5 protein-coding genes are annotated in these 13,857 nt (G+C 58.8%); 3 read left to right on the top strand and 2 right to left on the bottom strand.

Going from position 1 to position 13,857, the window contains the following annotated elements; translation table 11 throughout:
* Positions 1-7 precede the first annotated feature (7 nt).
* Positions 8-4,795: a hypothetical protein gene (locus QSV46_RS06530; RefSeq protein ID WP_314948180.1), complete on the bottom strand. Its 4,788-nt coding sequence runs from the start codon at positions 4,793-4,795 to the stop codon at positions 8-10.
* Positions 4,792-6,747: a CHAT domain-containing protein gene (locus tag QSV46_RS06535; protein WP_314948183.1), complete on the bottom strand. Its 1,956-nt coding sequence runs from the start codon at positions 6,745-6,747 to the stop codon at positions 4,792-4,794. Before QSV46_RS06535 ends, QSV46_RS06530 begins: the two co-directional genes overlap by 4 nt.
* A gap of 3,442 nt (positions 6,748-10,189) precedes the next feature.
* Between QSV46_RS06535 and QSV46_RS06545 the strand changes: the two genes are divergently transcribed.
* From QSV46_RS06545 to QSV46_RS06555, 3 genes are read left to right on the top strand one after another with little or no spacing between them, the layout of a single operon-like run.
* Complete coding sequence (locus QSV46_RS06545; RefSeq protein ID WP_314948186.1) at positions 10,190-11,551, top strand: ferritin-like domain-containing protein; 1,362 nt, start codon at positions 10,190-10,192, stop codon at positions 11,549-11,551.
* Positions 11,548-12,936: a hypothetical protein gene (locus tag QSV46_RS06550; protein WP_314948189.1), complete on the top strand. Its 1,389-nt coding sequence runs from the start codon at positions 11,548-11,550 to the stop codon at positions 12,934-12,936. The genes QSV46_RS06545 and QSV46_RS06550 overlap by 4 nt, the downstream gene beginning before the upstream one ends.
* On the top strand, positions 12,933-13,781 hold the full coding sequence (locus tag QSV46_RS06555; RefSeq protein WP_314948192.1) for a hypothetical protein: 849 nt from the start codon (positions 12,933-12,935) through the stop codon (positions 13,779-13,781). Before QSV46_RS06550 ends, QSV46_RS06555 begins: the two co-directional genes overlap by 4 nt.
* Positions 13,782-13,857: the final 76 nt, after the last annotated feature.

Below are 13,857 nucleotides of genomic sequence, written 5' to 3' on the forward strand. Positions count from 1 at the left end.
GGCAGCCTCACTCTGTACGCAAGAAAAGAGCGGTTGCCGGTAGCCCCAGCATCTCTTCGAGTCCGGAAATATTCTTCGGGAACAACTCTGATTTTCTAAGCCTACGCATGACGTCCAGCTCATTTCTTGCGTTTCGCAACGACTCGAGCAATCCATCCTGTTGATCCGGCCCCCTCGACGTCAAGCTCGTCGCCAGCACGCCAGAAACGTTGCCCGCGTTCACAAGAGCTTGCGCCAACTGGTTCCTGGCAAATATCTGATCAAGCGCGCGCGAAAGCCCTTGACCTATTGGCGAGTGCAACACGACGAACGGTCGCGATCTGGATTTCCACCTAAGCTGCAGATCACGACCAAGCAGTTCACCCGTCATTCCCCCGGGAAGGCAGGGTTCGGGTAGCGACGGTGAGTCTTCAATATCGGTCATGATGTAGATAATGTCTGCCGCGGCAAAATCATCGCCGGCAAAGAAATGACTAGCAAGCAGCCGCTCATCCAATACACTGACCTGCGAAATCAGCTCTGATGACGGTGTGTAAGGGATAGGATATTTGGCGATTGTTGGTTGCGACCAAGACCGCTGGTCTAGATGAGAGAGAAGTCGCGCCAGACGGCGCGATTTCTCAGGGTGCCGGATTTCCTCCGCCAAAGGTCCTTCAGCGCGACCGTTGCCGATGCGGATCGGCACATGCGATCCCGGGATGCTCAGTTCCCACGGTACCGCAACGAGCGGTGCGCCGGCGAGTGCAAGCAACAAGACATCGTCAATATTTCCTTCCTGCAGGAACCCGGCAAAGGGCTCCTGCATCTCTTCAAGTGGACCGGGCCACGTAGCCACGAAATGCCGACCCAAGCGCCTCGGGGTACGTTCTCGGGTGTATCGGGAGATATAGCTTAGCGATTCATTTTCATGGGTCGAGAGAAGTTGGCGGACACGTCCCGCCGCCTCAATCGAAATTCGCTCGGCATCAACGGAGAGCAGTACACAACGGAAGTCCGCCAGCGTCGACGCATTTCCTTCGATTACGCCCTCGACGCCTTCATGATCGGCCGATTGCGGCCTTGCCGCTTCCTCGAATGCAGTTTGCGCGGCGCGGTGGCGTTCCGCGAGAACAGGATGGAGGGAATTCGTCCTTAGCACCTCGCCAGCCGCAGTCAGACATTGCTCCGCCACGGTCCGTTCCGATCGACGTGTGGCGCGCTGCGCATTTTCCACCACTGCCGCCACGTAAAGCGCCGGCTCAGAGGCAAGCCCGTTCCAGAACTCAAGCGGCTGAGCCGGCGCCTCAGGATCGCCGAGACAGCGTTGCCGGTAGATAGCCAGTTCGGCGGCGCCCGCGCCGGGCCCGACCTTGATGTTGGCAAAAGCCGCACTGGCTCTCTTGTGATCTCCCATTGCGATAAGAGTTCGGCCGTAGCGAACCCAATCCATCATTTCGGTTTGCTCGCCAAGCGTTGATCCCAACCTGTTCCGCAGCTCCCATCGCTTGAACCAGCCAATTCGCCATGGATTGACTTGTCCAAGAAGGACCGGAGGCTCCATGAGCTGAAGCCGCCTTGCGGCATCGATTGTGCCTAGTAATTCGATGAAGCGGTTGTTCAGAACCGTAGGCAGAAGCATCCCCCAAGTGACGCCTGCAATCGTAGCCCGAAGCCGCGTGGATACCGAATGCCGGTCGGAAAGCTGTTCGTTAATAATTTTCTCGCACGCTGCCGCGTTCCCGCGAGTCTGAAATGCCCGGATTAGCTCCACTTCGGTTGCCGCTCCGATCGGCGATGACGACGGGCTGGCCGGTTCCGTCGCAAGTTCGGCTTCGAACAACCGGAACGCCAAGTCATCGCCGCGGACCTCATTCAGCAATGCCTGGGTTTCGTTCTTCAAGACCGCCTGCGTCGCATCGGCAAAAGCCGCTGCCGCGTCGTCGATCCGTAGTAGCTGTCCTAGGGCTCGCCCCCGCAACTGATGAAACCGGAAATGGGTTCTGTCCGCGATGCCCTCGATCTGCGCAAGCGCCGCCCATGCGTCGCGGCGGAGCAAGGAGATCTCTATGCTTAGCAACAGCAACTCTTGGCTTGGTCCGGTGGTCGCGACGATTGCCGGGGCCATCTCCTCTTCGGCGTCTCGCAACCGGCTGCTTTCAACAAGCAACCCGACCAGGCTGAGCTGGATGCGCTCAAAGTGTTTTCGGTTGGGCAGCGCCTTCCGACTGCTCCGTCGCAGATAGTCCTCGGCGCGTCGATACAACCCTCGTTTTTTGTACGCATAGGCCACTCGTTCCGTAATCGCCCACTCTGGAATGCGAGTAGACCGGACGCGTCCGTCGGCTAGTCCGAAGATCGCCGCCCCTATCGTAAACGCCAGTGTCGAGAGCCTGCCTTGCCCATACATTTCCGCCAGCAGCAGACAATAGCGGGCCCTGCTCTCGCCTGATTTTATCACCAGCCACAGGTCTGCCAATATACCCAAGTCGCTCGGAAAATTACGATCGAGAAAATCACGCCACTTAAAGGCAAATGCGGGTAACTCAACGTCGGCATCCCGGTTCAGCTCAAAAGCCTTTTCCAGATTTCTGCGAATATCCTCGCGCCGCCCATCTTGCGGCAAATAGTCGAAATTTGCATCAACGGCGATCGCGTCTGCGATCTCGTAATGCGCGCGCGCGAGTGCCGCCGGTGGCGCGCCGGAAAAATCTCCATCGGGTTTGACGATTTCTCGGAGGATCTCCAGGCGCTCGGCGGCATCGTCCGGCGATGGGCGCTCATCCAAGGCCTTCACCAACACCGCGTGAATGTCATCCTCACCGAGCTGGACCCGGTGGTAAAACTCCGCGAGTGTTAGCTCAACCCATCGATCCGGATTCTCCGACTTCAGCTTTACGAAATGATTTACTGCCTCGCGATGAATCCGGCTGAAGATCGGCTGCTGCTTGAGCAATCGTCGCATCGGCTTGACGACATCCGGATGTAGTGTCGCAGTATTGGGATCCTTGCTCTGCAGCGAGATCCAGCTATGATCACTCGCATATCGTGACAAACGCTCCCACAGATGCTCTGGATCGAGCATTGTATCCGCGTTCTTCAGCCACGCCTCTCGTTCCTTGGGCGATGGTATGTCCTCCTTCGCTTCCTCGATCTTTCCGCTCAGGGCGTCGATCAGTAACGGGTAAAGGACATCTTGCAAAAAGGACCGCGTTAGCCGGCGGGGGACGGCTCCGTACCTTAATACCCAGCGTAGGCCGAGCTCATCCGCCACCGGGATGCGCTCGATGACACGTTTGATGAGATAGGCGACGTCGACGTCAGGCCCGTACTCTTTCAGTTGTTCGGCCGTCATTTCCGGATTCTTGCTGACGGTCTCGCAAAGCATAAACAGTTTGAACGGGTTGCCGGCGGCGGCAGCAACCATTATGTCTGTCAGCTTGCCGCCCACGTCCGGCAACTGGTTGCGAATGAAGGCGATGGCCTCGAAAGGAGCCAGCGGCTCAAGACGAACGAAACTGGTTTGCGTCTTTAATTTGTCGTCGTACTGATAGAAATGGCCCTTTTTATCCGGATATCCTGGGTCATTTTCAAGGGATGGCGCGTAGCGACCTGACAAGATCAGCCGCAACTGCGGCAGTGCGGCACGAAGCTCCTCGAAGCGCTCCAGTACCTTCCGGAATTCGGCGGGCCAGTGCAGTGAAGCCTCTTCGATCGTATCGATGAAGACCACCAGCGGACGATCCCGTGGCAATTCCATGCAGCGGCTGATAAAGCCGTCCCAGCGAAAAAACTGCTCGGACGCGAGAGCTCTGAGGTTGTAGCGCTGAACATCGGTGAGGGTTTGGCCGCGATTGGTTTCGCGCCGATAGAGCAACGGACTGAATGATCTTACGTCCGACAAAAAGCCTTCACCTTCGGAAAACATCCGCATGGTGAGCTGCTCGTCGAGTTCCTCAGCGATCTCTATCGCGACGAGCCAGGGCGTTTTAGCGATCTCCGACACTTGAATGTCGTCGAGGTCGATGCGCGCAACAAAGGGAAATGGATGCTTTTTGAGCAAGTCACGTGCGATCATGTGCTGCACGAACATAGTCTTGCCCATACCACCCGGAGCCGAGAGATAAAGAATCCATTCGGAGCCGTCACTTTCGATCAGCCGTTTGAACTCGGCCTCAAGCACGCGGCGGGGAAAATAGCCAACAGTGCGGTGGAATTCCCGCAGGAACCAAGCTCGGCCACGATATCGTGCGACGATCGCAGCAAACTCGGGTTGGAGAGATGGTTCGATTTTCGTCAAATTTGCCTCAACCTGTTGCGTCAACGCATGGCACAGTGTGAGGTCGTCGCGATCATTTGCTTTTTCGAACTCGGCCTTCAGAAGACGCAAGGCCTTGGTTACGTCGAAGCGCAATAGCAAGGCCAGCCGCTCGGCCGGATCCTCGTTGTTTTTCTCGAGCCACGCCACAAACTCCATTGCCCATCGCACGTATTCTTCGGGATGATCGCTCCAATAAGATCGTGCGTAATTCTGGACAGCTTCGCGGATCCAGAATTTCCCATCCGCCCTCGGTACGCGTTGCACGTCCGGGCTCTTGATCAAATCGTCGAATTCTGGCAAGCCGCTATCGGACTGCCCGCACACGGTCTGGTACATCGGGCGATCAAACGCACGCGTGATACTCAAAATGCGGAGCGCTCGGTCTTCCCCACTCTCTCGCGGCGATAGAATTTGATCTCGCAGCGCTGCATTATCCTTGAGTAATTCCTCGAGGCGTTGCCGCTGCTCGCTATCAAGATTCAGCTGGTAGAGGTTCATGGAACCACCTCCTTTTCGACCAACTGGCCCCAGAGCCGAAATTCGGACGCGTCCCACGGCTGGTTTTTGATGCGGATCAGCGCGACTTGACGGATCGTGTCGAGATCGGGCTTGCGGTAGAAACGGCAAAGCTCCTGGAACAACATCGGCACGTCATTCTGATTGAACAGTTGAAGTTCGATAGGCTCTCCAGGAAGTCTAGCGAGCTCGTATTGTTCAAATAAGTCCTGCCGCAACGCGATGATAAGGCGCAGATTATTGATTGAGCCTTGCGCGATCTTTATCCAAAGCGGCAACAAGATGGTCGTGAATTCCTTAGCCGGCAAAGTCTCTACTGCTGCCGCTTCCCGCTGGAATTCGTCCAAGACGATTGTGAGCTCCTGTTCCTTCGTGACTTGTCGTAGGCCTCGCTCAAAGGCGTCCATAATGCGTTCGACTGAACTGTTCGCGTCGCGCTCGGCAACAAATTCCTTGAAAGCGTCGCCATCCAGCGCAGCGTGCACTTCCGACCCAACTTGCGTAGTATCGGCGTCCACGATCGCGGACAGGACGTCGAGATAATTGACAGAAATAGTCCTGCCACCACAGACCTCGACATATTTCACGCGGTGGCCGATTTGGATCGCATCGCGCAACGTTCGCATCACAAGCCAGGATTTTCCGCCGTTATGCGGTCCTTTAATGACGAGGCAGTTCGAGGTCCGCAACCATTCAAGCGCCTTCCATCGCTGGTCCGCCCAACCTAATCCGACAAATGGTGCTGGTAGACGGTCGCTTCGCATGAAGCGCTTGAGCACGGCGCAACGGTGCAGGACCGCGATCGGATCGTGTTGTTGCGTGGGCTCGGGAAATAGCTCTTCCGGTGGAATCGAAACGCTTAAGACAGGGAGCCCCCAATCGCGCGATTCCCAACCCGCTCCGCTGCTCCGCTGGCCTATCTGAACGCGCGCTTTCATTAACGCTACGTCGACTGGCTTGCGGGCAAGTAACTCCTGATAGAAGATTTGCGAAAGCTCTGAGGTCACCGCTTGTTGAATCGGTGCCTGCGCAGCGACCACGGCCGGAATGCCGCTTGTCATCAGCATTTCAAGAAGAGAATAAAGACTGCCGGACGGCTGCGCACTGTCACACGCGTTCAGTACCACCAGGCGCGGTTTGTGCACCCTATCGAAAAAAAACTGGTAGATTCCCGCGGTATCCCACCACCATGCCTGGCCCATTCCAGGCGTATTAATTTTTAATGCCGGCCTCCCTGTCGTGGGAGACAGTTCTCCATGGCCGGTGAAGTGGACAATTTCCGGATTGAGCCTATCGAACACTGCACCCAGCGCCGGGAGCGACGGGGTCTGCAGCAACTCCGCATGGGCGAATATTTCTGAGCGCTGAAACTCTCGCAATACAGCGCCCGCGTCGTCTCCAGGGAAACCTCCGACTTTCCAGTCAATCGCCTCGCCGGTAATGACGATGGTATTGAGTTGGCGGGGCAGCGGACCGGGTGCCGAACCTCCGTCGGTCAGAACCCGCAGCATCGGTTTCTGCCTGTCGGCGAAATAGCGGTAGATAGCGCCGCCTTGCTTTTTTTGTGCGAGATACTCCCATGGCAGGTCAGCTAACAGGCGGGTGCCGCCTTGCCGGAGCGCATCGGACGGTCTGACGACCTCAAGATAGGTTCGCGTCTCGGCGACCCGCTTCTCTTCCCATCGGGCAAGAACAGAAGCATCCAGCAGAGAGCGAAGCTCGTGTCCGAAATCCTCAAACAGGCCGATTTGGGCTCCGACGGCGAATGCCATCTGCTGCTCGCGATCCGTCCAGCCCTGCTCGCGCATCTTGCCGAGTGGAAAATCGTTTGCAATGATCGGTTTATGCCCCTGCGGGGGGAAGGCAAGGTCGAACAGCGCAATCCGACCGTGCTGCTCATCCAACTGTTCCACGCGAAGCCACAGCGACTGCATGTGTTCGAATCCTGAAACGCAGCATCAAAGGCTCTATTTTAGAGGATCATGAAAGCAAAAGGTCAACCACCGATTTCAATCTACCCAGCGAGTGATCAGCTACGGTTGCCGTGAAAGTGCCTCCCCTGGCTCTGTATTGAGTAGATATCCCCGAAACCACCCTACAACTAGGAATATTTTCTAAGCCGTTGTCTGAAGGCGCCCTCCGCCTTTCCTTCGTCAGCGTCCATGTACGGCCTGGCAAACGGCGTCATACCCTCTTCCTGGCTCAGCAGGATCATCAACACCGCCTCCTCTATGAGTGGCTCGAGTTCGTGCGCGACGGCAGCGGTTTACCCTCCGCGCATAGGCGCCGCGCCACATAGTCTTCGGGCAAGAGGCCTTTGCTCGGAGCCGCCCGTCCCGGGCCCGCAATTCAAACATCAGGTTCAACGGTTCGTCGCAAATCCAATAATGGATCCCGACATTTGCCCAATCCTTTGGCCGGCGCACAAGCTGCACATTCTGCTTCGTCATTGCATGCGAGGACGCTAGCGAGCAGAATCCAATCTCGCGAGACAGGGTTGTCCTGGATGCCTGACGTTGCCGAAGCTTACCGAACATTCTCCCCGTGCGGCCCGCGGGGCCGCACGAGGTTCTTCAAGCAAACCTCGATCCATCAAGCAAACACCTTCTTGAGGCGAGCCATACTTGACCGGACCGATGCGTGCTCCGCGACAAAAGCCGGGCGTAGGTCTGCCCTGCTCCGGCGCTTTGGACACCACTATCAACGAGAATGCTGGCTCTTCAAGCAGACCCGCGAAACGGGAATGCAATAGGCCCGACAATATTGGGGAATATGTATCCCAAAATGCGAATTCGGGCTGCGCATCCGCGAAGCCACTTACCCGCAACCGTCCTGGCTATTGCTTGGGAAGTGGGCACTTCCTTTCAGTTCCGGCTTCTGTAGCCGCATCGAAAAGTCCTGTCGCGATCCCTGCCCCATCAAATAGCACAGAATTTGTCTTGCGATGCCGTAGCTGCTTTCGCCGTCCTTCTTCGCGCTTCGCTTTTCATGACCGCACGTGCGATGTTCCATTCGTCGTGCGAGCCAAAGCTGAGCTTGGTTCCCTCTATCAGCATAGATATGCCGCCGCGCGTCGGCTATTCAGACTCCAGTTACGCCGACCGCGATGGCGCGCTCCGCGCTGCGCCGCCAGGCCGATGACTTCACCGACCTAAGCTCGGCCGTGATCCGTCCGAACGCCCCACCCCGCGTGACCGTGAAGCGCGTGGACACACGCCCAAGTTCTCGCAACAGCCGAAGGGAAACGAATCTTCCGACTGACCACCGTCCTTTGCGGGGCTACGCCGCCAGAACCAACAGCCGGTTTATTTGAGGCGACCAAGCCCGTTGCAACCGCGTCCTTGCACTTCCATGCGCCGCCCACTCAGCCGCTAAACGAAACAACAAGGATCGAGATCATAATGACCAAGAACTTCTTGCCGAGCTTTTCCCTACATGACCATGCTCCTTCGGGCGGAGCTCTGAAGGTTATTGCGAGAACAATCCGTCGAGTTCCTATTCCCTGCGACGTGAAGACGTTGCGGCGGCGCAACAGCTCTGGATGTTCCGCTCCGGAACAGATGCATTTGGACTCACCCTCCAAACCAAGTTCTGGAATCATTGCCGCTAGCCGGGGCTGGAAGTGCTCATTCCGTAAACAATCAATTTTCCCGGTAGGCCGCAGGATCCATTCAGATCCTGCGGCCCCCTTTAGGTCCGCGGCGCACGCCTATAGAAAACAGGTACATCGCAGGCGACCAGCCAATAAGGCCGAGCCCGGGAGGGAGGAGGCGACAAGTCCGCCTGCTGAATGGGCCTTGCAGATCTTATGTCACCTCGCGATCGGCCCCAGCGTGGGACCAATCAGAAGCGTTGGATCAGCACCCGCCATAACGGCCCTGTCCAGTCTCGGCGCTCTGTGAACTGCTTCACACGCGCGTCACGGTCGCCCGCTAGGCTTATTCCGCTGGGAATTTCATGGGCTCGGTTGAGAAGCCGCCGTCAGGACGCTGTAGTACGAGCCAGCCGCGTACGTTCTTGTGATCAGGTGGTTGGGGTTGCCGGTGAGGCCAGTGTCAGATGCCGATGATGGAAGCTGAGCAATCGGCTCGAACACAAGTTTGTCGCAACAACATCCAACGATATCACCGCCTATTGCGAACCCGCCTGACCGAATTTGAGCGCATCTTCATTGAGAAGCGTTTGAGCGAAGAGCGATCAGAGCTGGAGAGATTAGCCAAGGCTCCTGCAAACGAGCTTCGATTAGACCGCCCGGATAATCAGTAGCCCAGTTTTTCATTCAGCTCGCAGCATCAATGCTGCGCCCGGTGACTTGAGCACAATTCTAGATCAGCGCTTCACATAGTGCGTCCATCTCCAGGCGTCCTCTTTGCGCGCTCCGCCGATGATTGGTGAGTTATGCGTCTCTTTTCCCAACGCAGTAAACCTATTCTTTTCTGGCTTTCTCGAACGGGGACTTCAAACTTCCTCGTATTGAGAACTCAAATCTTTCGGGGGGAAGTGGTGATGGCGAAACCTGCTGTTACTCGCGATGCGTTCCGTGGCTGTTTGCCTTCTATGCGGCCAAGGCTCACCACGACAAACAGCCCAACGGAGAACGTCGGGTGACTGGGTGCAGCCGGGGGTGTGACGACAAGAGGACGTAGTCCTCCATCGGCGCGGCTTGGGATGAGCAGCCTGTAGGTTCGGCTTCCGGCAGCTTTCCTGAAGGTGGCGCGATGAATCTTGTGCCGTCCGGTGCAATATCGGCCATGGACGGTGGAGCGCGCCCGACCGAACCTGGCAGGCCGAATCCGGAAAGATCGTTCCTGCCGCCGCATGGCGCGGGGCGGTTGCGCCTTTCGACAGAAGTGGCCTGCGTGGGCGGGCTGCTCTCCCTCTCCTCGACAACGTTGGCTTTCACGTCGATGCTCGGCGGCTCGAGCCTCACGGGCTCGACATGCGCACCGCCCCTTGTCGCTGCGGGGCCGCCATCCCCCCGCAGCATTCGCTGCCGGAGTGCAGTGGCATCGACCAATTGGCCGGCTCGCGTGAGGCGAGTGCCCACCGGCGACGAAGCTCGACACCTCACCGTGTGCGGAGTGCAGAAGCCGTGTACCTGGGCCGAAGCGGCGCTGCCGACCTGGGAAAGAGCCTGTCCGACAGGAAGGCCAGATCGAAGGTACCCGACATCGAAGCTACTGAAGACCCGGTCGCTTCTGCCCGGGGATAAGTTGCGCGGCTTCCTGGGCGCCCCAAAGAAAACTATGCAATTCCGCAATCTGTGGTTTACTGGTCCGCAATCAAGGGGATGCCGGCATGCGTGCGCGCAACGAACGCTATCTCGCGAGTCTCTTTCCGACCTCGCCCAAGCTTGCGATTTCGCCGAAGATCGAAATGACGATGCTCGCGGCGGCCAAGCACGCCGCCTCGGAATCTCCGCCTCCCGAGTTCACCTGGCGCGAATTCGCCGTCTTCCTGCTCACCACCGCGGCTGAGATCGAACATTCCCTGATGGTCCAGTACCTGTACGCAGGCTGGTCGTTGGGCGGCGCCCAGGTGCCGGAGGAGCACCAGGAGGCGGTCACGAAATGGAGACAGATCATCCTTGGAATTGCCAAGGAGGAGATGGGACACCTCGTGACGGTTCAGAACGTCATTCGCTTCCTCGGGGCTCCGCTCGCGCTCGACAGAGAAGACTACCCATGGGATTCCGTCCTTGCCCCCTATCCGTTCGCGTTGGAGCGCCTCACGCGAACCACGCTGGCGAAGTACATTGTCACCGAAAGTCCCGAGACCTGGCCGGACGACGTTAGCGTCGGGGAGCGCAAGGAGATCGAGAGGCTGGCGGCGGGCCCCGACGAACAGAAGATCAATCGCGTCGGCGCGCTGTACAAGAAGCTGATTGAGCTCATCGGCGATCCTTCCAAGCTGGCCGCCTCTGAATTCCACCCGGAATCCTATCCGACCCAATCGTCCTGGGACGAATATGCCCGGGGATACGGCAAGGGAGCACGCGGGTCGTCGGTCGCGGGCACCACGAAGACGCCGGACGTTCTCGTCATGCGGGCTGCATCGAGGGCGGACGCGGTCGCCGCGTTGAGCGCGGTCGCGGAGCAAGGCGAGGCACCCGACAAGGCGGCGGCCCAGGACGACGAGTCCTCTCACTTTCGTCGCTTCCTCACGGTCTTCAGGCACTTCCCGAAGGATGGCGCCTGGGAAGCGACCATTCCCGTGCCTTCAAATCCTGTAGCGCCTGGTCTGCCGGCGGCCAAGGGCCAGTCGCAGATCGAGGATGACCTGGCTGGACTTTGGGCCAACATCTTCAACATCCGCTATCGCATGTTGCTCAGCTACCTGGCTCATTCCCATACCTCGTCCGGCGAGGGCGCCCTGACGCGGCGACAAGGCGTCGTGATCAATAGGATGTTCGCAGAGATGTACACCCTGAGAGCGGTCGCCGCCGTGCTTTCTCGGCATCCCTTGAACGCCGCTGGCGAACAAAGAGCGGCAGCGCCGTTTCAGATGCCCTATTCGCTTCAGCTTCCGGATAGCGACGCCGCGTTCTGGCGATTGCATATCGACCTGCTGGCCGCCTGCCGCACACTTTTGAAAGATCCCAGGATCGCCCTAGGCACCGACGCCGAATATGCGGCCACCCTGCTAAGCCTCGACGCAACCGCGGCGGAAGAGATGCGCCTCTACGCCGACGCCGCTACCGTGCGCACGGGTCATCGCCGCTCGACGGGGGCCGCATGAGCATTCATGAAATCCGGATCCTACCGCCTCTCGCCGTCGCGCGTCTCGGCTCTTCCGAGGAGCCACTTGAGAACTACGAGCTCGTTGTTGAAGACCCCCTCGGACACCGGCAGATCCGCGCCGCCGAGACCCTGCGAGTTGACGCACGGACCGGCGAGATCTCGGACGCCTACCAACCGAAGGAACCGGTCAAATTCCGGGATGGCAAGCGCATCCGGCCGGTGGCCCCCTTTCTCGAGATTTTCGCGCGGACCGATGCCGACACGCTGGTCCCGCTCACCTTGGATCTCCTAGCCGCCGACGGCCTGAAACCCGCCGACGTGAAATGGACCGTCTCGCTGGGCAACCTCAAGGCGTTCCGGCGTACGGGCGTCGAGCAGGACAAGGTGCATGCTTCGACGTCGTTCAGCGACCACGATGCGCATCCAATCGAAGGCCGCTGCGACAATTTCCTTCCTGGCAAGATCCTTCCGCTCGGATCGGCCCGGTACATCAGACCCAACGCCGCCTTCCCCGAAATACGCCTGCGATACACGCCTGCGGCGGGACTGGTCTACGGAGCCTCGGAGAGGCGAATTTCGGCAATGGGGGTGAACGGCCCCATAACCGAAGTGGACGATGTCGTGAAGGACCGGATCATCTACGACGCTACCAGAGAGCATGCAACGTGGCTCGGCTACGTCGATCCGGGCGAACCCACGGACACCAATCCCGGGGCGATCTACGCCGGCTACGCCAACGAGAAGGGCGCACAGGTCAGTTGGGGCTATCTCGACGACGAGTGCGACGGCATCGTGGAAGCCGAACTTCAGGTCGGAGGCAAGACGCTGCGAGCGTTTGCGAGGATCGGGGCCGGTCCGCCCGGGTTCGCGCCGGATTCCCTTCCGATACGCACGGTCGCGGACGAAATCGAACAAGCCCTGTTCGGGCCCGAGGTTCGGCTCGCCGACGTCTCGGCCGAAGGGGTGGAAGACATAGTCCGCCGCGCTTACGAGACCGTCCGTCTCTTGAACACGGCGGTCCTCAACGGTAACCCGGTGGATGGCCGCCTTGGTACCGAGAGCATGATGTCATTGCAGGATTCCAACGACTTCCACCGCATGTTCGCCCCGATCATGGCGACCACCCTCGTCGACAATCTCTCCGTGGTCGCCTTGCACCAGTCGATCCTGACCGCACTGAAAAGCGGAACGCCGCCCTGGTTCGTCGACGTGCTGCGCCGACCGGAGGAAGTGGGAGACCTTTCGGACAAGGGCCGACGCAAAATGCCGGCCATGATGCGGGGAGCGGATGCGCGGTATCTCACGCTCACGCGGCGACAGATAGATCTGATCCGCAGGTCGGTGACGCGCGGGCTGTTTCCAGAACGGAGCGCAGAAGAATGAGCGACGATCGCGCCGAAATAACGCCCCGAAATCTAGCGGCACAACTGGCATATCGCGGTCGCGGAAATCCGCCTGCCAGCCATCCCACGTCCGCAATATCGAACTGCTTTCCGGGACTGGAATTCGACTTCCGGGCGGTCTGGCGGCGCTTCCTGGTGGGGATCGTGCTGTCCGAGAACAACAACTACGTGGTCGGATTCGAGGACGAAAAATACAAGGATCTCGTCGGCTGCCGACTCCTGAAGATCAACGAGCGGCCGATTTCCGTCCTGACCCAAGGTCCGGTCATGCCCGGCCGCGGTCCGGCTACGCTTTCGACCGGCGACAGTCCGGATGCAGTGTCGTTCATGGAGTGGTCGAATACGATAGCCCTGCTGGTCGGCCGGCAGGGCGCGAGAGTTCACTGCGAATTCACCAAGGACGCGAGCCAAAAGGAAGTGCTGCCGGGCAACCCCGATGTCCCCATTCAGACGATAGAGTTGGAGGTGAGGCAGATATTTGAGCACACCGATGTCGAAGGAACATCAGAGCGGCTTGCGCTTCTCTCGGAGGTCCTCGCGAAACCAGGAGAACTGAGCCAAGGGCTCTGTTCTCCCTGGCAGAACGATTATCGCGAGTGCGCCTGCTACTATTGGGCCGCGAGCAGGCCGGACTACGTGAACGTCGTCCCCGGCGACGATGGTCTCAGCCGGGGCGACAATTGGATGCAGCGCGAGAACACGGGCAACTACATCGTCGACAACCGGGATTTCCAGTCCAGCCTCAGCTACGACGATCTGTTCAAATCCTGGGAATCCGCACTCCGGTTCGTCATAGGCGGCATCCAGGAGCCTCCGCCAAAGTGAACCAGGAAGCGTCATCGAGGATCGTGTCGAACGCTGCCGAAAGCAGCAGGCCGCGGTTCAGCGACGTACACCTGCT

The organism is Bradyrhizobium cosmicum (assembly GCF_032290525.1).
In the GTDB taxonomy this organism is placed as follows: domain Bacteria; phylum Pseudomonadota; class Alphaproteobacteria; order Rhizobiales; family Xanthobacteraceae; genus Bradyrhizobium; species Bradyrhizobium cosmicum_A.

Coding starts and splice junctions, on each gene's coding strand:
- QSV46_RS06545 (WP_314948186.1), top strand. CDS start 10,190: ATGACGATGCTCGCGGCGGCCAAGCACGCCGCCTCGGAATCTCCGCCT.
- QSV46_RS06555 (WP_314948192.1), top strand. CDS start 12,933: ATGAGCGACGATCGCGCCGAAATAACGCCCCGAAATCTAGCGGCACAA.
- QSV46_RS06530 (WP_314948180.1), bottom strand. CDS start 4,795: ATGAACCTCTACCAGCTGAATCTTGATAGCGAGCAGCGGCAACGCCTC.
- QSV46_RS06550 (WP_314948189.1), top strand. CDS start 11,548: ATGAGCATTCATGAAATCCGGATCCTACCGCCTCTCGCCGTCGCGCGT.
- QSV46_RS06535 (WP_314948183.1), bottom strand. CDS start 6,747: ATGCAGTCGCTGTGGCTTCGCGTGGAACAGTTGGATGAGCAGCACGGT.